This is a genomic window from Geovibrio sp. ADMFC3 (assembly GCF_054687035.1).
This window is the reverse complement of the sequence record NZ_BAAFZG010000002.1, coordinates 2,278,542-2,300,487: the sequence shown is the minus strand read 5'-3', so window position 1 is coordinate 2,300,487 and position 21,946 is coordinate 2,278,542. Positions and strand designations below refer to the sequence as shown.

Annotated in this window: 22 protein-coding genes; 16 read left to right on the top strand and 6 right to left on the bottom strand. The window is 43.9% G+C overall.

Annotated elements, in window-relative coordinates:
• Positions 1-74 precede the first annotated feature (74 nt).
• The 6 genes from mqnE to lon are packed head-to-tail and all read left to right on the top strand — an operon-like array spanning position 75 to position 6,415.
• Positions 75-1,076, top strand: coding sequence for an aminofutalosine synthase MqnE (gene mqnE / locus ACYRYY_RS11275; protein WP_460215708.1), 1,002 nt, complete (start codon positions 75-77; stop codon positions 1,074-1,076).
• Positions 1,077-1,078: 2 nt separating this feature from the next.
• Positions 1,079-1,894, top strand: coding sequence for a hypothetical protein (locus ACYRYY_RS11270; protein ID WP_460215707.1), 816 nt, complete (start codon positions 1,079-1,081; stop codon positions 1,892-1,894).
• A complete protein-coding gene (gene amrB / locus ACYRYY_RS11265; protein WP_460215706.1) occupies positions 1,873-2,664 on the top strand; it encodes an AmmeMemoRadiSam system protein B in 792 nt (263 codons plus the stop codon). The genes ACYRYY_RS11270 and amrB overlap by 22 nt, the downstream gene beginning before the upstream one ends.
• Before the next feature lie 15 nt (positions 2,665-2,679).
• Complete coding sequence (galU, locus tag ACYRYY_RS11260; RefSeq protein WP_460215705.1) at positions 2,680-3,549, top strand: UTP--glucose-1-phosphate uridylyltransferase GalU; 870 nt, start codon at positions 2,680-2,682, stop codon at positions 3,547-3,549.
• Positions 3,550-3,553: 4 nt separating this feature from the next.
• Positions 3,554-3,964, top strand: coding sequence for an Hsp20/alpha crystallin family protein (locus tag ACYRYY_RS11255; RefSeq protein WP_460215704.1), 411 nt, complete (start codon positions 3,554-3,556; stop codon positions 3,962-3,964).
• Positions 3,965-3,982: 18 nt separating this feature from the next.
• On the top strand, positions 3,983-6,415 hold the full coding sequence (gene lon / locus ACYRYY_RS11250; protein ID WP_460215703.1) for an endopeptidase La: 2,433 nt from the start codon (positions 3,983-3,985) through the stop codon (positions 6,413-6,415).
• Positions 6,416-6,462: 47 nt separating this feature from the next.
• On the opposite strand, the gene ACYRYY_RS11245 is transcribed toward lon, so the two are convergent.
• On the bottom strand, positions 6,463-6,906 hold the full coding sequence (locus ACYRYY_RS11245) for an Hsp20/alpha crystallin family protein (protein ID WP_460215702.1): 444 nt from the start codon (positions 6,904-6,906) through the stop codon (positions 6,463-6,465).
• A 227-nt stretch (positions 6,907-7,133) separates the two neighbouring features.
• Between ACYRYY_RS11245 and ACYRYY_RS11240 the strand changes: the two genes are divergently transcribed.
• A complete protein-coding gene (locus tag ACYRYY_RS11240; RefSeq protein WP_460215701.1) occupies positions 7,134-8,282 on the top strand; it encodes a sensor histidine kinase in 1,149 nt (382 codons plus the stop codon).
• Positions 8,283-8,365: 83 nt separating this feature from the next.
• Here the strand turns inward: ACYRYY_RS11240 and ACYRYY_RS11235 are convergent, their stop codons facing one another.
• The 3 genes from ACYRYY_RS11235 to ACYRYY_RS11225 form a co-directional block, all read right to left on the bottom strand.
• On the bottom strand, positions 8,366-9,694 hold the full coding sequence (locus ACYRYY_RS11235) for an ammonium transporter (RefSeq protein ID WP_460215700.1): 1,329 nt from the start codon (positions 9,692-9,694) through the stop codon (positions 8,366-8,368).
• Between the two features lie 27 nt (positions 9,695-9,721).
• Positions 9,722-10,060, bottom strand: a complete 339-nt coding sequence (locus ACYRYY_RS11230) for a P-II family nitrogen regulator (RefSeq protein ID WP_460215699.1) — start codon at positions 10,058-10,060, stop codon at positions 9,722-9,724.
• Between the two features lie 164 nt (positions 10,061-10,224).
• Positions 10,225-10,632 carry a hypothetical protein gene (locus ACYRYY_RS11225; RefSeq protein WP_460215698.1) on the bottom strand — a complete coding sequence of 136 codons (408 nt, stop codon included), beginning with the start codon at positions 10,630-10,632 and terminating at the stop codon, positions 10,225-10,227.
• 131 nt (positions 10,633-10,763) lie between these two features.
• On the opposite strand from ACYRYY_RS11225, the gene ACYRYY_RS11220 reads away from it, so the two are divergent.
• The 9 genes from ACYRYY_RS11220 (at position 10,764) to rpsI (ending at position 17,750) form a co-directional block, all read left to right on the top strand.
• Positions 10,764-12,431: a SulP family inorganic anion transporter gene (locus ACYRYY_RS11220; RefSeq protein ID WP_460215697.1), complete on the top strand. Its 1,668-nt coding sequence runs from the start codon at positions 10,764-10,766 to the stop codon at positions 12,429-12,431.
• A gap of 177 nt (positions 12,432-12,608) precedes the next feature.
• Positions 12,609-13,958: a signal recognition particle protein gene (gene ffh, locus ACYRYY_RS11215; RefSeq protein ID WP_460215696.1), complete on the top strand. Its 1,350-nt coding sequence runs from the start codon at positions 12,609-12,611 to the stop codon at positions 13,956-13,958.
• Positions 13,959-13,976: 18 nt separating this feature from the next.
• Positions 13,977-14,243 carry a 30S ribosomal protein S16 gene (gene rpsP / locus ACYRYY_RS11210; protein WP_460215695.1) on the top strand — a complete coding sequence of 89 codons (267 nt, stop codon included), beginning with the start codon at positions 13,977-13,979 and terminating at the stop codon, positions 14,241-14,243.
• A 28-nt stretch (positions 14,244-14,271) separates the two neighbouring features.
• A complete protein-coding gene (locus tag ACYRYY_RS11205) occupies positions 14,272-14,505 on the top strand; it encodes a KH domain-containing protein (protein WP_128467429.1) in 234 nt (77 codons plus the stop codon).
• A 174-nt stretch (positions 14,506-14,679) separates the two neighbouring features.
• Entirely contained in the window at positions 14,680-15,192 is a 513-nt protein-coding gene (gene rimM / locus ACYRYY_RS11200; RefSeq protein WP_460215694.1) for a ribosome maturation factor RimM, read from the top strand.
• The gene (gene trmD, locus ACYRYY_RS11195) at positions 15,179-16,483 is read left to right on the top strand and encodes a tRNA (guanosine(37)-N1)-methyltransferase TrmD (RefSeq protein ID WP_460215693.1); all 1,305 of its coding nucleotides are present in this window, start codon (positions 15,179-15,181) and stop codon (positions 16,481-16,483) included. Before rimM ends, trmD begins: the two co-directional genes overlap by 14 nt.
• Positions 16,480-16,836: a 50S ribosomal protein L19 gene (rplS, locus tag ACYRYY_RS11190; protein WP_460215692.1), complete on the top strand. Its 357-nt coding sequence runs from the start codon at positions 16,480-16,482 to the stop codon at positions 16,834-16,836. The genes trmD and rplS overlap by 4 nt, the downstream gene beginning before the upstream one ends.
• A gap of 85 nt (positions 16,837-16,921) precedes the next feature.
• Positions 16,922-17,350, top strand: a complete 429-nt coding sequence (rplM, locus tag ACYRYY_RS11185; RefSeq protein ID WP_460215691.1) for a 50S ribosomal protein L13 — start codon at positions 16,922-16,924, stop codon at positions 17,348-17,350.
• 10 nt (positions 17,351-17,360) lie between these two features.
• Positions 17,361-17,750, top strand: a complete 390-nt coding sequence (rpsI, locus tag ACYRYY_RS11180; protein ID WP_460215690.1) for a 30S ribosomal protein S9 — start codon at positions 17,361-17,363, stop codon at positions 17,748-17,750.
• Between the two features lie 1,386 nt (positions 17,751-19,136).
• Here the strand turns inward: rpsI and ACYRYY_RS11175 are convergent.
• Entirely contained in the window at positions 19,137-21,041 is a 1,905-nt protein-coding gene (locus tag ACYRYY_RS11175) for a chemotaxis protein CheW (RefSeq protein WP_460215689.1), read from the bottom strand.
• Positions 21,042-21,052: 11 nt separating this feature from the next.
• Entirely contained in the window at positions 21,053-21,937 is an 885-nt protein-coding gene (locus ACYRYY_RS11170; RefSeq protein WP_460215688.1) for a nucleotide-binding protein, read from the bottom strand.
• Positions 21,938-21,946: the final 9 nt, after the last annotated feature.

Genomic DNA, 21,946 nt, shown 5'->3' with positions numbered 1-21,946 from the left:
GCAAGGTGTGTTAATTTTCAGACTGTATTTTTTTCTTCCGTAAGATAATCTGCTGATAAGGAAATCTAAGCCGTATGTACGATCTTTTCAAAGAAGATTTTCTGGTTACGGGCGAGAAGGCCGATGCGCTGCGCCGCACTATATGGGACAAAAAGGTCTTTTACGTTAATAACCTCCATATAAACTATACTGACATATGCGTGAGCAAATGCCGTTTCTGCGCCTTCGCTAAAGACGAAGGTGATGAATCTGCCGTGTTCATGGATGTAGACGATATAATAAACTATGTTTCATCAAAAGCCGCAAACGCCAGTGAGCTGCATATTGTGGGCGGGCTTCATCCGTCTAAAAAATTCAGCTATTATATCGATATGATAAAAGGGCTGAAATCCGCTTTCCCTGAAAAAACCATCAAGGCGTTCAGCGCAGTTGAGATAGATTACTTCTCTTCAATCGCAGGTCTGCCCGTTGCTGATGTTCTGAAGCGCTTTAAAAACGCCGGGCTTGAGATGATGCCGGGCGGCGGAGCGGAAATTTTTGAGCCCAGAGTCCGCAAAGAGATCTGTCCAGAAAAAATACCGGCCGAAAGATGGCTTGAAGTACACGAAACAGCTCACAAAGAAGGGATTCTCACCAACGCAACAATGCTTTACGGGCATATCGAAACTGGTGAAGATAAGATGCGCCACCTTGAAAAAATCAGGGAGCTTCAGGAAAAAACCAAAGGCTTTCTGGCTTTTATCCCTCTCTCTTTCCACCCGGAAAACACTTTCCTGAGCCACATAAAGCCGGCAACCGGAATGGATGATCTCATGACAGTGGCAGTGAGCCGCCTTGTGCTGGACAACGTGCCCCACATAAAGGCATACTGGGTAATGCTGGGTGAGAAAACGGCACAGATTGCCCTGCGGTTCGGGGCCGATGATCTCGACGGCACAATTATTAAAGAGAACATAACCCATGCGGCAGGAGCCAAAAGCAGTCAGGGGCTTACGGAGGATGAACTGAAAAATATGATACTCGCAGCGGGGCTTGAGCCTGTTAAGCGTGACGCTTTCTACAGGACGATAAGCTGAAAATGGCTGACTTCATATTCCTCAACCCCACCCCCAACCTGCTGAAAGTAGCTGATTATGTAAAGTTCTCCGGCAGAGGTGTGCGTATTGTTTCAAACAATCAGTTTCCGCCTATTACCTCTGCAAATCTTCATATTTTCCATGAAAACACATACTCTACCGCAAGAAAAACATCTAATCCGAAAGAGATTCCTGCGGACTGCTGCATGAAAATGAAAAAAAATATTTTCAACTTCATGTACGGCGGAAAGATAAAAAAAGCACTCACTGAACTTGGCGAAGGTTTTGAAAACGGAAATATAACCGACTTGTGCCTGATGAACAGTCTGGGGGTTTATTCCCACGATATAAAAAGCACACAGGGCGAACCTGTTGCTCACCAGACCCTCCTTAGTGAGTATCCGAATTCTTTTATTGTCACAGGCTACATGGAATCACTTAACGGCAGTGAAAAAATGCAGATGTACGATACCGATTTCAGCATTAAGGATGCCTTCGGAAACGACTTTTTCGTGGTTTTTACTAAAAACAGCAGGCTTGAGGTCTGTGCCCACGGAAACAGGCTCATAACCGTCGGCAGCAAAACCACCGAACATATCAACACTCTGGCGGAATCTTTCCCCATGCTCAAACAGTTTTCTTTTAAGAAGGTTAAAGAACTGGTAATATCAAGAAACAGGCAGCCGTGGGCGTATAAGGTCATAGATAAACGCATCGTTCTGCTGAATGATTTCAGCTATTTCAGCCTTTCACTCAAGCTGCCTGACTTATGGTATGAAAAAGCAGGCAGGCTGTTATGTTCAGAAAAGCTGCGGTAAGAGGTCTATTTTACCCGTCCTCCGCTGAAGAAGCGGAAAAATTTATTTCAGAAAACACTGCGGGCACTCCGCCCTGTGAAGCACTGGCAGTTATGCTGCCTCACGCAGGCTGGATATACTCCGGCAGCACCGCTGTAAAAACAGCTTCCAGAGTCAGAATTCCGGACAGAGTAATATTGATGGGTCCCAATCACACGGGACTCGGAGCCCGTGTTTCCGTTTATCCGGAAGGAAGATGGGAAACCCCCTTCGGCGATGTCAAAACGGACGGGGATATGATAAAAAAGCTGACATCCTCGCACATCTGCTCAGAGGACGCCATGGCTCATATCAATGAACATTCTCTGGAAGTTATTGTTCCGATATTAAAGCACTTTAATCCGGATATCAGGATTACTCCCGTGACGGTCATGGGTCTGAGCAGTGAAACATGCAGAACTATGGGCGAACTTCTGGCTCAGGTTTGTGATGATAATACCCTTGTTGTGATAAGCTCAGATATGAATCATTTTGAGAATGCGTCCGTTACGGACCGTAAGGACAATGCTGCTCTCCAAGCCGTTCTTGCTCTTGATGAAAAAGAGCTTGCAAGAACAGTGTCCGGGATGAATATTTCAATGTGCGGGGCTGTTCCCGCAGCGGCAGCTATAACATACTGCAAGCTTAAAGGATGCACAGAGACTGAACTTGTGGAGCATACTCACAGCGGATATGTCAGCGGTGACTATGACAGAGTTGTCGGCTATGCCGGAGTTATTTTCCACAAATAAATCAAGGATGATACAATGAAAGTTAGGAGTGCGGTTTTCCCCGTTGCAGGTTTCGGAACAAGACTTCTGCCGGCCACTAAAGCCATCCCGAAAGAAATGGTGACGCTTATTGACAAGCCTCTCATTCAGTACGGAGTAGAAGAGGCATTAAAAGGCGGAATAGAACGCATAATATTCGTAACCGGACGCACAAAGAAATCAATGGAAGATCATTTTGACCGTGATCCCAACCTTGAAGCGGCGCTGGCGGAAGCCGGCAAGGAAGATCTGCTGAAAGAGGTCCGCAAAATTTCTGACATGTGCGATGTGGTATATGTCCGCCAGAAAGAACCCAGAGGACTGGGACATGCGGTACTCTGCGCCAAAGACATAGTCGGGCGTGATCCTTTTGCGGTAATCCTGCCGGATGATATAATTCTTTCAAAGTCTTCAGTCATAGGCGAAATGACAAAAGAATTTGACAAGGTTAAGTCTCCTGTAATCTCCATAATGCATGTTCCCCTTGCGGACGCCCATAAATACGGCATAGTAAAAGTTGAAAAGCAGATAGATGAAAGACTGTATAAGCTGGGCTACATGGTGGAAAAACCTAAAAACAATCCGCCGAGCGATCTTGCTATTATAGGCAGATATATACTTACACCTGAAATAATGGACGAACTTGAAAACACATCCGCAGGCACAGGAAACGAAATTCAGCTTACGGACGCAATACATGCCGTTGCTGAAAAAAGCGGCGTTTACGGCTACCGTTTCGAGGGGCAGAGGTTCGACTGCGGAAACAAACACGGACTGATTGAAGCTACCGTGCATTTTGCCCTCTCACGGGACGACACCAAAGACGCCATGATGGACTTAATGTCGGTTCTTTGCAGAACAAGGTGATCATATGAGTAATGAAGGCGACTCTATCTCAAAAATACGCTTCATTCACGGACTTATGAAGAAGGAAGTGGAGGAGCTTCTTAAACTTATGGAGCGCAGCAAAAGCCCCATAACGGAAACAGGCACTCCGGCTCTGGATGTTATGATCAGAGGAGATGAAATAATCATCACTGCGGAACTGCCCGGGTTGACTGTGAATGATTTTACAGTGTACCTTTACGAAAATCTTCTTATAATAGAAGGAATAAGAAAAAGATACTGCACCGACAAGCAGATTTTTTTCATACGTGCGGAAAGAGAGTTTGCACCATTTAAAAGAATAATGCAGCTTCCTTGCGCAGTTGATAAAGACAATACACAGGCACTGCTTAAGAACGGGGTTCTTACAGTTACCCTGAAAAAAGAAGAAAACTAAGATACAGGAGAGGGTGAAGTGGAACAGTTTGAATCGGATGTAAAAATACCGGAACAATTGCCCTTGCTGCCTGTAAGGGACATAGTTGTTTTCCCATATATGGTTCTGCCTTTGTTTGTAGGCAGAGAAAGCAGCATAGCCGCAGTTAATGACGCACTCAGCACAGACAGGCTTATTTTTCTCGCCTGCCAGAAGGACGCCTCGCAGGAGGAACCCGAAGAAAGCGATATAAACACCGTAGGCACCGTTGCTGTTATTCTGCGTATGCTGAAACTGCCCGATGAAAGAATCAAGATACTGGTTCAGGGTGTTAAAAGAGCAACTATTGAAGAATACGTACAGATGAAGCCCTTTGCGAAAGTGAAAATAACACCTTTCAGTGAAGAAGCATCAGAAAGCAACCTCGCCTCTGAAGCTCTGATCAGGCATGTTAAAGAACAGCTTCACAACGCTGTCAGCCTCGGTAAACCAATGCTCCCTGATCTGCTTGCAGTGATAGAGACCATTGAAGACTCAGGCAAGCTTGCGGATATCATAGTCTCCAACCTTGGTCTCAAAATGGAAGAGGCTCAGGAAGTTCTGGAAGAGGATGATACAGTTGAGCGCCTTAAAAAAGTGAGCGAGTTCCTTACCCGTGAGATCTCTATTCTCGAAGTTCAGCAGAAAATCATGAACGAGGCACGGGGAGAAATAGATAAAAGCCAGAAGGAATACTTCCTTAGGGAACAGCTTAAGGCAATTAAAAAAGAACTCGGCGAGGAAGACGACTTCCAGATCGAGATAGAAGAATACGAAAAGAAGATCAAAAAAGCAAAGATGCCAAAGGCGATAGCAGAAGAAGCCGATAAACAGCTTAAACGACTCGCACGCATGCATCCTGATTCTGCGGAATCCACAGTGGCAAGAACATTCCTTGACTGGCTGGTTGAACTTCCATGGAGTAAAGCCAGCAAAGAAAAGCTGGATCTTATAACCGCTAAAAAGATCCTGAATGACGACCATTTCGGGCTGGAAGAAGTCAAAGAGCGCATTCTCGACTTCCTCGCACTGCGTAAGCTGAAAAAAGATATGAAAAGCCCCATACTCTGCTTTGTGGGACCTCCCGGAGTCGGCAAAACATCTCTGGGCAAATCAATAGCAAGCGCAATGGGCAGAGAATATGTCCGCATGAGTCTCGGCGGAATGAGGGATGAAGCGGAAATAAGAGGACACAGAAGAACATACATCGGCGCTCTCCCCGGTAAGATTATCCAGAGCATGAAAACAGCAGGCACCAACAACCCGCTGATAATGCTTGATGAAATAGACAAACTGGGAAGCGACTTCAGAGGCGACCCTGCATCAGCTCTTCTGGAAGTGCTTGATCCGGTGCAGAATGTTAACTTTGTAGATCACTTCCTCGGTGTGCCCTTTGATCTTTCCAAGGTTCTGTTCATAACCACTGCGAACTACCTTGACCCCATCCCTCACGCTCTCCGTGACAGGATGGAGATAATACAGATTCCCGGTTACACGGAAGAGGAAAAACTCAAAATAGCAGAAAAATACCTTGTACCCAGACAGATAAAGGAAAACGGACTCACACCGGAGCAAATAAAGTTTTCCAAGACTGCAATAATGCACATTATCAAAAGCTACACCCGTGAATCCGGCTTGAGAAACCTTGAGCGCTGCATAGGCACAGTTTGCCGTAAGGTCGGGCGAAAGATTGTGGAAGGGCATTCAAAAACCTACAGCATTACCCCTTCTCTCGCAGAGAAGTTCCTCGGAGCAGTAAAGTTCATGGACGATGAAGAGCTTAAGGATAATGAAGTAGGTACTGCCACAGGTCTTGCATGGACCCCTGTAGGCGGAGATGTCCTCTTTATCGAATGCACCAAGTATCCGGGTAAGGGAAATCTCCTTGTTACAGGGCAGCTTGGTGATGTGATGAAGGAATCCTCCCGTGCAGCATACACCTATGTGAGAACAATCGCCTCACGATACGGTGTCGATCCCGAGGACTTCAACAAGTATGATATACACGTACACGTTCCCGCCGGAGCTATCCCCAAGGACGGACCATCCGCAGGGATTACAATGGGGACTGCCCTTCTCTCTGTTTTCACAGGCAGAGCAATCCATAAGTCAGTTGCCATGACAGGGGAGATAACCATTACGGGAAAAGTTCTCCCAATCGGCGGACTGAAAGAGAAACTGCTTGCAGCAAAAAGACACGGGATAACCAAGGTACTCATTCCCAAAAAGAATGAGAAAGACCTTGTGAGCATGCCTAAGTATGTAAAAAGCTCTCTTGAGATTATCCCTGTTGAGAAGTTTGAAGAAGTGGCTGAAATAGCCCTGCTTCCTGCTCCGCCCAAACCTGCGGACGAAAAAACAGTGGAAGAAAAACCGGCAGCAACGCCAAAGAAAGCAGCGGCAAAGAAAAAGCCCGCTGAAAAAAATGTATAGGAATTAAATCTTAAAATAAAAATCCCCCGGATTTCCGGGGGATTTTGTTATTTAGCTTCGATCTGAACTCTCTTTTCTTCCGCAACAGCTTTCAGAGGAATTTTAACTTCAAGGACGCCTTTCTTAAAAACCGCCCTGACATTATCGGCATCCGCTCCTTTGGGAAGTGCGAACTGTCTCACAAATTTTCCGAAAACCCTTTCACGCCTGTGAAAGCCTTTTTCGGTTTCCTCTTTTTCTTCGGTTCTCTCACCTTTTACAGAGAGAACGCCGTCGTTGATGGTGACTTCAATATCCTTTTCTTCCATTCCCGGCAGGTCAGCCGTTACAACCAGCTGCCCGTTCTTCTCCACGATATCAACATCTGGTTTGAACCCGCCGGGCATGGATTCGTCATCACCGAACCTGTCCAGAAATTTGCTCATCTCCCTGTTGAGATCCAAAAGGCTTCTGAAGGGAGAGAAGAAAACTTCGTCACGTCTTTTAAGCATTTTCCACCTCCATAGGTATAGTGTATTAACAATATACAAAATATACCTTAGTCTATTCGTGTCAAGTTTTATTATATCAAAAAGTCAGATTTTACTCTTTTCAAAGAAAGAATAATTATACACTGGCTAAATTTCAAATTATCTTTATATTGACTAACTTAAACATAGTATTTACAAATAACAAGTTAGCGTGTATCTAACTATCCGATAGCTAACGGAGCCCTTCATTGAAAAGCAAAACAGAAACAAATGAATCTGACTATTCGGCAAATATCTCTGAAAAAATCGCCTCTGCGGCGGCTCATGAGTATTTCCGCATATCAGCTCCTGCTTTCTGCATGCTGGATAAAGAGGGGAACATTCTCCGTTCGAGTCCCAGTTTCAGGGAAATATTTAATCATGAAGAAAACAGTCTTTCCTTTGATAATATTAAAGTTTTGCTCACTCCCAAAAGCTTTGAAAAACTCAACCGAATGCTCACAGAGCCTGATTCAGGCACAAAAAAACTCAAATTCATTGATACAGCAGGAAGAAAGCTCAAGTTCAAGGCTGATGCAGCAGAATTAAAGAGTGCGGGTGAAAAAGATCTATTCATTGTTTTTTTTGAAAACATTTCCGAAATCAGCAAGCTTAAGAAAAAACAGAAAAAACAGGAAAAACTTCTGATACAGCAGTCGAAGATGGCTGCAATGGGTGAAATGCTCGGTGTCATCGCACATCAATGGAAGCAGCCGCTTAATACACTCGCCATAATTGCCCAAACCATAGGTGATGACTTTGACCACGGAGAGCTTAATTCCTCCATTATAGAAAACCACATAGATGCCATCAACTCACAGATCCTTTTCATGAGTGCCACAGTGGACGATTTCAGACGTTTTTTCATTCCGCAGAAGACACCCCGGTCATTTAAAATAACCAGTTCTATTGAAGAGATAATATCAATTATCAGCCCGCAGCTTAAGGCATGCAACATCTCTGTATCCATGAATACAGACGGAACATGTGCCGAAACCACAGGCTACCGGAATGAATTTAAGCAGGTTATTCTGAATCTTATGGTAAACGCAAAAGATGCCATTCTCCAGCGGCGTGAGAACGACCCATCTTTCAAAATCGCTCAGGGACGAATAGATATCGAAGTTATGAGGCAGGAAAGAAAATGCCGCATAAGCATAACTGATAACGGTATCGGGATAAATCCCCATGTAATGAAAAAGCTTTTCAAACCCTACTTCACCACAAAAAATGACAGCGGTACAGGAATCGGTCTCTACCTTTCAAAAACAATCATCGAAGACAAGATGCACGGCAAGCTTAATATCGAAAATTCATCCGAAGGCGCTGTTTTTTCAATCACACTCCCCGTAGAGTAAAAAAAGCCCTCTCTCCGTGGCGGAAAGAGGGCAATGTAACGGTCAGGTAGCCTGCCTTAGGCAGACTATTCTATTGATATTTGCTATTTTATAAGTGATTTTGCATACTCAGGGTAAGCGTCCACACCGTGTTCGTGTTTATCAAGACCTTCAAGCTCTTCAGTTTCAGAAACTCTCACTTTTATGAAGATATTGATTATTTTGAAGACGATGAATGATACGCCGAATGCCCATACGAAAGCGGCAACTATACCGATTATCTGGGGCAGTATAACAGGGCTGAGTGCGCCTGCTTCAAAGTCATAGTTGAAAAGACCAGCAGCAAGAGTACCCCACACACCGCATACACCGTGTACAGATATCGCACCAACCGGGTCATCCACTCTGATTTTGTCAAAGAATATAACACTGAACACTACAAGGCATCCTGCTATTGCACCTATGAGAACTGCGTAGGCAGGGGTAACATTAGCACAACCCGCTGTAATACCCACAAGACCTGCAAGAGCGCCGTTGAGAGACATACCAGCATCGAATTTTTTGTAAAGAAATACAGTTGTAAAAAGTGCCACAAGAACTCCGGCAGCGGGAGCAAGTGTTGTGTTCACAGCGATAAGGGGAAGTGCAGTGTCGGCAGCAGTTTCAGAACCAACGTTGAATCCGTACCAGCCGAACCACAGTATAAAAACACCGATAGTAGCGAGGGGAATGTTGTGTCCGGGTATGGCTCTTACGGAGCCGTCTTTGGCAAATTTACCTATTCTGGGTCCCACGACTATAGCACCTGCGAGAGCAGCCCAGCCGCCAACAGAGTGAACAACTGTTGAGCCGGCGAAATCTATGAATCCGAATGCTTCTATCCAGCCTTCACCGTGGAAGAGTGAACCCCAGTACCAGCTGCCTGCGATGGGGTAGATAATTGTTGTCATCACAAGGCTGAAAAGGAGATAAGCTTTCAGGTTAGTTCTCTCTGCCATAGCTCCTGAAACGATTGTAGCCGCTGTGGCGCAGAAAACTGTCTGGAAAATCCAGAAAGCAAGTGTCCAGTGGTCCTGCATATCCCAGTTGGAAAGGAAAAAGCCTTCAGTACCGAAAAAGCCTGTGGTTGTGGCACCGAACATAAGAGCAAAGCCCACAGCCCAGTAGCCGATTGCGCCCATGGAAAAATCCAGAAGGTTTTTCATAATTATGTTTACGGCGTTTTTTGCTCTGGTGAAGCCGGTTTCAACCATTGCGAAACCAAGCTGCATAAAAAAGACCATGAATGCCGCTATAAGTGTCCAGAGCCAGTCGGCGTTAGCCTGTACCGCATCTACTGAAGCCTGAACCCCTTCAAGAGTAAGAGGTTCTTCGTCTGCGAAGCCGGATGCTGCCATAAGCACCAGTCCGAGCATTATAATAATTTTTCTCATATATCCTCCTTGCACCTGTCTGCGGAATTAAAGCGACTCAATTCCAGTTTCACCTGTTCTGATCCTGACGGATTCATCAACAGGGAGAACAAAAATTTTGCCGTCACCGATTTTGCCTGTTTTAGCTGAATCGTTTATGGTTTTTACGACCTTCGCCGCTATGTCGGAGGAAACCACTACTTCCATCATAATTTTGGGAACGAAATCGATACGGTACTCAGCGCCTCTGTAGAGTTCGTTGTGCCCTTTCTGCCTGCCGTATCCTTTAACTTCGTATACGGTCATACCTGTAATTCCAAGCTCAGCGAGAGCTTCCTTAACCTCTTCAAGCATGTGAGGCTTGATGATCGCTTTTATCAGCTTCATAAAAACTCCTCCTTATTCCGGTGATGTTCTTATGAAAGCAACAGATGTGCCAAGAAGTGTTTTACGATTAACAACAAAGATTTAAGAGATATTTAAAAAAATGGAAGGGAAAATGCTGATTAATTTTTAATCAGCAACTGGCTAAAAACAGAACTAAAAAGGAACTAATTCTTAAGAATGAAATAAACTGCACCGGTTTTACCAACTCTGCCGGTGTTCGGAATAAAAAGAGAGCCACTCTCTTCTCCGTAGGGGTACTCCCTGTAAGAGACTTTCACTTTATCAGTACCCTGCGGTATTACAAGCGTGTAATTTCTCACTCCTTCCGGTTCAAGAGCTATGCCCACACTGACAAATGTACCTATAACGGCATCGTCCTTAATATATTCAGCATCTACCTGAAGACGTGAAACTTTCTCTGAATATGTATTTTTAACTGTCAGAACATTGTCTTCAAGGCTCAGTTCAAAGCCTCTCATCTCGTAAACTGCACCCTGATTTACAATTTCAGGTTCAAAGGATGCACATGCAAATATTATAAACAGTAAGGGAATTACAGCGAATTTTCTCATAGATTAAAAAATAACACCTGTTCTATCTTTTTCAATGGATGTTTTGAGATATTTATCATTAAGAGTATGTTGCAGTTTTGTATAATGAGGAGTATGCTTCACAACTTATATATTATTAATTAGGTGCAGGTATGGACAGTACATCACTAAAACCCAGTCTGCTCACCGAACTTAAAAAAGGTTACGGCGCAGAAACACTGAGACGGGACTTTTTCTCCGGTCTCACTGTAGGCATCGTTGCGATCCCCCTTGCCATGGCGTTTGCAATCGCCAGCGGAACCACGCCCGATAAAGGGCTCTTCACCGCAGTTATCGCAGGTTTTTTCATCTCGCTTCTTGGCGGCAGCCGCTATCAGATAGGCGGACCCACCGGAGCGTTTGTCATCATTATATATGCCGTGATAGAAAAACACGGCTACGACGGGCTGATCCTTGCCACTATAATAGCCGGCATTCTCCTTGTTATATTGGGGCTGATAAGGGTGGGTTCTTATATCAAGTTCATCCCCTATCCTGTCACCACCGGCTTTACAGCGGGAATAGCTCTGGTTATTTTTTCAACACAGGTTAAAGATTTTTTCGGGCTGACAATCGAAAAAATGCCGCCTGAATTCCACGAAAAATGGATGGCTTATTTCCTGAATTTCGGCACTCTCAACCCGTATGCTACCGGTGTCGGACTGGCTACAGTCGCCATAATAGTCTCTGTGAGAAAGTTTGCACCGAGAATTCCTGCCCATGTTGCTGCAATCGCAAGTCTTACTGCTGCTGCATGGATATTCGGAATACCTGCGGAAACAGTGGGCGATCGGTTCGGCTCGCTCCCTTCAACATTTCCAATGCCTGAAATACCTACATTCAGCATAGAAAAAATACGTGCTGTTTTTCCCGATGCAATAACAATAGCGCTGCTGGCGGGAGTTGAATCACTCCTCTCAGCCGTAGTAGCTGACGGTATGACAGGCAGCAGACACAGATCAAACACAGAACTTGTAGCGCAGGGAACGGCAAACATAATGTCTGCCTTTTTCGGAGGAATGCCCGCAACAGGAGCCATAGCAAGAACAGCAACCAATATTAAAACAGGGGCAAGAACACCTGTATCAGGTATAATACATGCCATTACCGTACTTATATTTGTATTGTTCCTGTCAGGTCTTGCGGAAAGAATCCCCCTTGCAGCTCTTTCAGGTGTCCTGTTCATTGTTGCGTGGGATATGAGCGAGCTTAAAAGCTTCCGCAGACTTTTAAATGCACCGAAAAGCGACAGCGGGGTTCTTGTACTGACATTTCTTCTCACCGTTTTTGTGGATCTGACAGTTGCCGTTCAGGTTGGTGTCGTCCTTGCGGCTCTGCTTTTTATGAAGCGTATGAGTGATGTCACCCATGTGGACTACCTCACCGGAGAGAACTATGCAGAAAACAAGTACGATCCTGACAGAATATCAAAATACAACGTTCCTGACGGTGTTGAAATATATGAAATTGATGGACCGTTCTTCTTCGGTGTAGCTGACAGGCTGGCGGGAATGCTGGCATTTCTCCAGAAATCGCCGAAGGTATTCATACTAAGAATGCGTAAAGTGCCTGCCATTGATGCAACAGGCATCCATGCCCTTGAAGAATTTAACCATAAATGCAGAAACAGCGGAATGTCCCTTGTTTTATCAGGAGTGCAGGAACAGCCATATAAAGCCTTGAAAAAAATGGGATTTCTCGAAGAAATAGGCAGTGAAAACGTAACAGTTCATATATCAAAAGCTCTTGTCAGAGCCGAACAGATTATCAATAAAGACTGAAAAAACAGGCGGTGCTTCCTCCGATGGCGGCACCGCTCTTTCCTCTCTCCTTCCGGCGAAGCCTATAAAAACGGTTGACAGACACGCCCCTTTCACATATAAATTTTAGTTCCCGCATCCACACGGGAAAGGTGCGTATTTTTGCGCTTTAGCGCGTCAGGAAGGTAAAAACGGACAATGTTCAACACTTTGAATGAGAAACTTACCGCAGTATTTAAAGGTATGCGTAAACAGATACGCATATCGGAAGAGAATATACAGGATGCCCTCAAGCAGGTGCGTATCGCTCTTCTGGAAGCTGATGTAAACTTCAAGGTAGTTAAACGCTTCATAGAAAATGTCCGTGAAAAAGCCCTCGGCGAAGCGGTTCTCAAAAGCCTCACCCCTGATCAGGTTTTCATAAAAATAGTGCATGACGAGCTGGTGAATGTTCTCGGCGGTGATGATCCCGCTGCGAAAATAAACCTCAACTCTAAGCCGCCCACAATTATAATGATGGCGGGTCTTCAGGGTGCGGGTAAAACAACCACATCCGGCAAGCTTGCCAAGTTTTTCATGAAAACGGGCAAATCTGTCCTTCTTGTTGCTGCGGACGTGTACAGACCGGCGGCCATAGATCAGCTTGAAGTTCTGGGTAAACAAATTAAGGCTGATGTTTATACCGACAGAAACACGAAAGACGTTGTAAAAATCGCCACAGACGCCCTTGCACACGCAAAAAAAACAGCAAAAGATCTTATGATCATAGATACCGCAGGCCGTCTCCATATTGATGAAACACTCATGGACGAGCTTGTAAGAACAAAAGACGCCGTGAATCCCGATGAAATTCTTTTCGTTGCGGACGCCATGACAGGTCAGGATGCGGTGACTGTCGCAAAGACATTCAACGACAAACTTGACGCAACAGGCATTATCCTCACTAAAATGGATGGTGATGCCAGAGGCGGTGCGGCTCTCTCAATCAAGGAAGTTACGGGCAAGCCCCTTAAATTCATAGCCATCGGAGAAAAACTGGAAGACTTTGAACAGTTCTATCCGGACAGAATGGCATCCAGAATCCTCGGAATGGGCGATATTGTTTCTCTTGTGGAAAGAGCGCAGGACGCCATTGACCCTGATGAGGCGGACGATCTGGCAAGCAAAATCCAGAAAAAAGGTCTGGATTTTGAAGACATGCTGAAGCAGTTTAAGATGATCAAGCGTATGGGCTCCCTCGAAAGCATTATGCGGCTCATACCCGGACTCTCGGCTGCAGGTCCGATGAACGTGGACGATAAACAGCTTAAACGCATAGAGGCTATCATACAGTCAATGACTCCTCATGAGCGTAAAAATGCTAAAGTTCTTAACTCCAGCAGGAAAAAACGCATAGCCAGAGGAAGCGGTTCATCAGTAAACGACATCAACAAGCTCTGCACGCAGCTTGAGCAGATGAACAAGATGATGAAACGCATGAAGAAAAAATTAGGCTCCGGCAAAGACCTGAGCAAAATGAATATGAAAGATATTTTTAAAAATATGTAAATCACGGAGGTACATCTAGTGGCAACAAAGATCAGACTCATGAGAATGGGTCGCAAAAAAAGACCTTTCTACAGAATAGTAGTAGCAGACAGCAGAGAAAGAAGAGACGGTAACTTCATCGAAATCCTCGGGTACTACAACCCCATCACAGAACCCGCTGAAGTAAAAATTGATGAAGAAAAAGCCCTTAAATGGCTTAAAGTCGGCGCAATACCCACTGACACCGCTAAAAATCTTCTCTCAAAAGAAGGCATTATAAAGAAATTCCACGAAACCGGTGCCTGAGTAAAACTATATCAGAAGAGGTGAAGCCGTGAAGGAACTCGTAGAATTCATCGTCAAATCGCTCGTGGACAAACCGGACGCCGTCAGAATCGAAGAAGTTGAAGGGGAAAAAGCATCAATCATTGAACTTCGCGTGGACAACGGCGACCTCGGTAAGGTAATCGGAAAGCAGGGCAGAACCGCTAAAGCCATCAGAACTATCCTTAACGCCTCAGGTGTTAAGGCAGGCAAAAAAGTGGTTCTTGAAATCCTCGAAGATTAATACCGAACCCCCTTTCTTTTTTTTGGTCGGCGGGATCGAAAACATAAGAAGGGTTACGGCATTTGAACAAAATCCGGAAATTCGGCCGGAGCAAACTCCGGCTGAATTTTTTTCTTTAAAGAAAGCGGCTTCCTCTTTTATAAAAAAAAGTCTTTGAATATTCCAAGGTAAAAAATGAATTTTGTAAGAGTCGGGTTCATAACCGGTTCACACGGACTGGACGGAACAATCAGAATTGCCCCAAATACGGATAATCCGCAGCTTTACGGGGATATGCTGTACCTTATGACAGCCCGTGACGGAGTCATAAAAGGCTCATATGAGATAGAATACATGCACGAACACGGCAGTGCGATCCTTGTTCAGGTCAAAGGTATCGAAACAAAGGAACAGGCTCAGGCTCTCAAAGGGCTTGATGTTGTTATACCTGAAGATGTCCTTCCCGAAGAGGATGAAGGAAACGTCTACTGGCATAAAATAGAAAACGCCGAAGTAGTGGATGAAAACGGAAACTACATAGGCAGGCTCACCGATTACATGGAAACAGGCAGCAATGATGTATTCATTATTACCGAAGGCAGTAAAAGCTGGATGGTATCCAACAATGAACATCACGTGCTTAAAATAGATACCGCAAACAGACGGATCACAGTCAACAGCGCAGGACTTATAAGTGAAGAGATATAACATCCTCACAATCTTTCCGGAAATGGCTAAAGCCCCATTTTCCTTCGGAGTAATCTCCAAAGCCGCAGAAAAAGGCATACTCGAAATAAATGCATTTGATATAAGAGAACACGCCTACGATAAACACCGCAAAACAGATGACTGCCAGTTCGGCGGCGGACACGGTCTTGTAATGAAGGCTGAACCCGTTGTGGAATCTGTAAGGGCGCTCAAAAAAAACGACCCTTCAACAAGGGTTATCATGCTTGATCCCAGAGGCAGAAGATTTAATCAGAAAGAGGCCGAAAGGCTCCTTGAATATGAAAGTCTCACATTTATATGCGGAAGGTACGAAGGCGCAGACGAAAGAATATATGATCTCGTGGTAGATGAATCACTTTCTCTCGGAGATTTTATACTCACCGGCGGCGAATTTGCCGCAATGACAGTGATCGACTCTGTGGCGAGGCTCATTCCGGGTGTTCTCGGTGATGAGAACTCCTCCGTTGAAGATTCTTATTCCACAGGGCTTCTTGAATATCCGCACTACACAAGACCATCGGAATACGAAGGACTTAGCGTGCCGGAAGTTCTCATGAACGGTAACCATGCGGAAATCGACCGCTGGCGGAGAGAGCAGTCTCTCAAAATTACCTTTGAAAGAAGACCCGATCTTCTTCAGGAAGCCCCGCTGAATGATCAAGACAGAGCTTTTTTACGCAAACTAACACTTGACAAAATAAAATCCAGAAGGTTATATGTAGCTCTTCTTCATTATCCGATGAAAGATAAGGAGAAGGATGTTGTTGCAACCTCCATCACAAATATGGATCTGCATGACATCTCCAGAAGCTGCACCACCTACGGTGTCAGAAAATACTTTGTAGTCACCCCCCTCTCAGCCCAGCGCGAAATCGCATCCAGGGTCATAGACCACTGGCTGGAAGGTTACGGTGCGACTTACAACGCAAACAGAAAACAGGCTTTTATGGGCACAGCCCTTAAAGAAAGCCTTATGGAAGTTTTGGAAGAAATCGAACGTGTGGAAGGACAACGACCCCGCATTGTTGCCACTACCGCACGAACCGATAGAGCCAATATAAGCTATCCGCAGTTGGCGCAAGCCTCCCTTGATGAACCATGCCTTCTCATGTTCGGAACGGGTTGGGGCTTTACGGAAGATATTTTCCGCATGGCGGACAATATTCTCCAGCCGATTGACGGCACAGGTGAATTTAATCACCTTTCCGTGCGGAGCGCTGTGGCAATTATACTAGACAGATTGAACAGGAACTCAGGAGGTCTGTTGTGAAAAACAAACTGATCGCGTCTATCGAAGCTGAACAGATAAAGAAAGAGCTTCCTTCTTTCCGTCCCGGCGATACTGTGAAGGTAAACTTCAGAATCGTGGAAGGAAACAAGGAACGTGTTCAGCCCTACGAAGGACTTGTAATAAGAATTCACCGTAACGGTGCATCTTCTACTTTCACTGTTAGAAAGATGGTTGGTGACATCGGTGTGGAAAGGATTTTCCCCTTCTACTCTCCCAGGATTGAAAGCCTCGAAGTTAAACGCGCAGGTAAAGTAAGACAGGCTCGCCTGTACTACATGAGAAACCTCAGAGGCAAAGCTGCGAGAATCAAAGAACGCAGGAAAGGCTTCTAAGCAGTACGCTTGGACCAAAATTAACGGATTATCACAAAAGCCTGCTCCCTAGTTTGCCGGCTGCTGTAATAAAGAGGATGTAAAAATGAAGAGCTATTGGGCAAAACCTGATGAACTCGAAAAAAAATGGTTCCTTGTAGATGCTGACGGACTTGTTCTCGGCAGACTCGCAAGCAATATAGCCATGATCCTTATGGGGAAAAACAAACCCCAGTACACTCCCACAATTGACACGGGAGACTTTGTTGTCGTTGTAAACGCTGAAAAATTTGCGGTTACAGGCACAAAAATGCTTTCAAAAAAATACTACAGACACACAGGCTACATCGGCGGTCTTAAAGAAAGAAGACTTGAAGAAATGCTCGATAAAAAACCTGAAGAAGTAATAAGACTCGCTGTTAAACGTATGCTTCCTAAAACAAGACTTGGCAGTGCCATGCTGAAGAAGCTTAAAATCTACAGCGGTGACGCTCACCCCCATGAGGCTCAACAGCCTGAAAAATTAGAGCTTTAGGAGGCAGTTCATGGCTGGATACAACTACGGAACCGGTAGAAGAAAAACCTCTATAGCAAGAGTTTTCATCAAACCCGGAAACGGAAGCGTAACTATCAACGGAAAAGAACCCTCAGCATATTTTCAGAGGGATTCGCTCATTCAGATAAGCCTTCAGCCCCTCGCTAAACTGAATGTTGAGAAAAAGTTCGACATTCTTGTAACAGTAAAAGGCGGCGGTAAAGGCGGACAGGCAGGTGCCATCAGGCACGGACTCGCAAGAGCCCTCACTGAGTTCGATGCAGAATTCAGGGCAGCCCTTAAAAAGGAAGGATTCCTTACAAGGGATGCAAGAGCTGTGGAAAGGAAAAAACCCGGTCTTCCCAAAGCAAGGAAGAGCCCCCAGTTCTCCAAACGTTAATCAATATTTCAAGATACAGCACTTTGAAAAGGAGCCGGAAACGGCTCCTTTTTTTTATATACCAGTACACCCTATCGTATTTACTATGGACACAATCTTACTTTATCAAAATAACTTCAGCTCTTTTCATAACAATCTAAAATTTGCAATCCAATCACTTTATAAATGTGGAGACACAAAGTGCCTTTATGGTACATAGACGTTTATACACAAACAAACTCTTAGTGTGATTAAACAGTTTTTCCCCTTGTGCAAGCCATTACTCCATTAACGTCTACTGTCTCGATGGTTTTCAACACAGTTAATATAGGCATCAGGATAAACTGCTTTGCTTTTCAACACTGTGCGGATGACGAAATATTTGTTAAATACTTTAAAAGCCTCTTCAGATAAGCATCAGAGAAATGCATCATTTCTGTCATTTTTATTATCTGAAACTTATGTCCCAAATTGAATAGTTTTCAACAATTACGATGTGGAAAACGTGTTGACAAAAAAAGCCCAAGCCCTCAATAACTTCTGCTTAACATTCCTTAACATTGTATTTTTCCACATGTTATCCGTCACTTATAACATTTCCACTATTGATGTGGGTTTTTCGCTGTCAAGCACTTTTTTCTCAACAGATTTGTGGAATCTAAGGTGAAAAAGTCGTTCGACAAATATGAAAACCCCTTCAAATATGGCTTTCAGTTCAAGTGTCTATTTTTTAATCGCATACAAACTCCTTTAAAAAAAATTTACAGTTTTGTCCTTGTTTGTCATATATTCAGATAATACGATATTATCGGTTTTTTTGATGATACTTCTTGTCATTTAGTTACTTTTTTTTAATGGTAAATTTACCCATAAACTATGTGGAAAGAATGTTGAAAATATTTCCTCCAAAAGCCTTTGTATACAATGATCACAGAATATCACAAATAATAGCCTTCTGTATCATACAGTTACATCCCCTGCCCATTATCAGAGGGTTTAGAGTGTCAAGCTTTTTTTTCTCCACAGATTTGTGGAATAGTTGTTTAAATCTATTATTTCTGCGTCCTTGTCTTGCTTGAATTAAGGGTTCAGGAAGATTGGCTATTTTTTAGACAGTTCATAAGAACTAAGAATTATTTTATAAAGATTCGGGATTGTTTTAAATCCGGCATTAAAGGTTGCGGCAGTAAACTGTCCAGCACTACTTCGGCTATGCAATAGACTGTCTAATAAGTCTAATAGTTGCTTAAAACGCCTGTACACGATCTATCAGGGAGGTTTGCACGCTGCCATAGGTTGTATTCGGTTAAATATATCATTTATCGTTCGAGAGACTTATATCATTACAAAAAAAACGCCGCAGGTGTTTTTCCTGCGGCGCTTATAATTTATTGTTATCCAGAAACCTTAATTGAGACCAAATTCAGCTAGAAGCATATCTATGTCGTCCTGACTTGCTCCGCTTATCGTCTCGCCTGTTTCGTCTTTTTTAGCTTTAATAATGCCAAGAATAGCACCTATTCTCGCTCCTACATCCTCAATGGATCTTATCACTTTTCTAAGTTTCTGTTCAGTAATATCCTGAAACTCAAGGGCGTGCAGGATACCAAATCCGAGATCTTCCGCAAGGGCGATTTCGCTCTCGATACGATCTATACTTTTAACAAGTCCTTTCGTATCTTTTTTGTAGACAAGATCCTCGAAGTCCTCAATGTCATTAAGGAATTGCGAGTAAAAAGCGCTCATTTTATCAGCAGCTTCCATGAGGTTCATTGTTGCTTCTTCGGTTTTTTCATTAACCTGTTCCAAAGACTGCACAACAACCGGCATGCTTTCCTTTGACATTACAATTGTGGGGTCAACCTCATCAACTTTATTCTTTGTATCAAGAATAAGTCTTAAAAGTTCGCCGATCTCACCTTTTATATCAATACCGAGATCGACTGCGTCACCATTGATTATTTTCTGTGAAAGATTTTTGAGTTCTTCAAGGGAATCAGCCTCGATAAACATCCCGCTCTTTGCAGGAGCAAGCGTATCTTCAGGCTGTTTTTTCTGCGGTTCGGATATTGGGTCACTGGCAGATTCGTCGGAATTATTCAAAACAGGTTCCGGAGATTCGGGTGTTTCAAATGATTCTGCTTCACGGAGAATATCTTCTATATCATCCGTCTGAACTTCTTCAGTTTCATCAAGAGCAACAGTAGTGCTGCCTGCGGTCAGAAGTTCTTCCATGCTTGGTCCGAAAAGCTCTTCTTCTGATGGTGCGTCACTTATTTCATCATGAATATCAGCAACTTCCGCAGCCTGTTCAGCAAAGAAAGAGGATACATCAATCTCCTCTTCCTCTATTTTTTCATTTTTTTTTTCCTGCTCTTTTTTAACCCGGTTGAGTTCTTCTGTTTCTTTTTCTCTTTTTGCGAGTTCCATGGCGATCAAAGCATCAAGCTCATCCTGCACAACGTGACCTTCGTCACCGTTAATAACATGGTCGCTCTGGCTGAGTGCATCATTCAGAATATCTTCAACGTCCGCATCCCCCTCAGCTTCATGGAATTCGGGCGTCTGCTTTTTTCGGTTGAGTTCGTCAGTCTCCTGCTCTCTTTTCGCCAGTTCTTTTGCAATGAGTTCATCAATATTATCAAGCTCATCACCACCTGCATCATCTTCAGCGGATGCGGTTTCCTCTTCGGCTGAATCATCAGCGTCAACAGTTTCTTCACTCTCAACTGTTTCAGCCACGTCATCATAATTTACCGCAGGTTTTGCCTCTATTGCTGCCTGTCCGAGAAAACGCTTTCTCAAGTCACTCTCAGCAACAGCTTTCCCTTCTGCAATAACAGTATCTATATCAAGAAGTATTATAAGTCTGTCATCATATTTGCAGATGCCGAGTATATATTCCTGTCCAATAGATCCCACAAGAGGAGGAGTGGGTTCCACCATATTTTTACTTATGCGTATAACTTCTGTAACTTCATCGACAACAAAGCCTATATGCTCACTATCAAAGCGGACGACAATGATTCTTGTTTCTTTGTCAAAGTCCATTTTATCGAGATTGAACCTCACCCTGAGATCCACTACAGGTATAACTTTGCCCCGGAGGTTCATTACACCGAGTACAAAGGAATCTGTACGGGGAACTGAAGTAATCTCCACAGTACGGATGATCTCCTGTATTTTGAGAACATCTATAGCATATTCTTCATCTCCGAGTTTGAGACCTACCAGCTGGATGATCTCTCCTTCTTCAAGTGAATCAAACTCTTCGTCCAATCCAGCAGGATTTACCGGCTTAAGATTGCTCATTGAACACCCCTTTACAGCTTTGCTATAAGCTGCTGTCTTACGTCATCAATGCAGGAGTTCACATCCCTGCTGACTAGGCTTGTGTAGAAAGGTTTTAAGAGCTTAATGCTCTCGCTTACTTTAACATCATAAGGTATGAAACCTATTTTTTCAATATCTATACTGAGGTATTTTTTTGCAACAGTTTCGAAACCATAAAAAACATTAAGTTCTTTTCTGGTTTTAAGCATGTTGAGAATTATGCCGACTTTATATGATGCCGCTATCTCATCTGTTTTATGCACATAGGCAGGATCGATTTCCCTGACAGCCTCTCTTATTGAGGCAAGGCTCGGAAAATTCATGCTCTTGCTGCGTATTTTCTTACATATATCGGCAAACTTATAATCTTTTCTTAAAAGTTGTTCAACTTTGCGGTAGAGGGCTATTTTAAGAAAGCCATATGAGTTTTCCAGCGAGGTCGGTTCGCTGTTCATTATCATTACTTTTTTATCGGCAGAGTTAAAGAAATCTATCATATTATAACTTGTCCCTGCGCCGAGATCCATTACAACATATTCGTATTCAAGGGTTTTTAATCTATTAAGAATTTTGAGTTTTTCGTAATTGGTAATATGAGCCATACCGAGGACATCACCTGTTCCTCCGATAAAATCAACTCCTGCGGGGCTTTTCTGTATAATATCCCCTATGCGGAAGCTTTCTTTAAGAAAATTGTAAAGCCCGGTTCCAGGGAGCTTAAGCCCCACAAAATCATGAAGGTTCGCACCGCCGAGGTCAGCATCGACAAGAAGAACTTTTTTCCCTGCCGCAGTGAGCGACATCGCAACATTAGCGGAAAAAAAACTCTTTCCTACCCCGCCTTTACCGCTGGCAACGGATATTATTTCAGCCATAACTCCCCG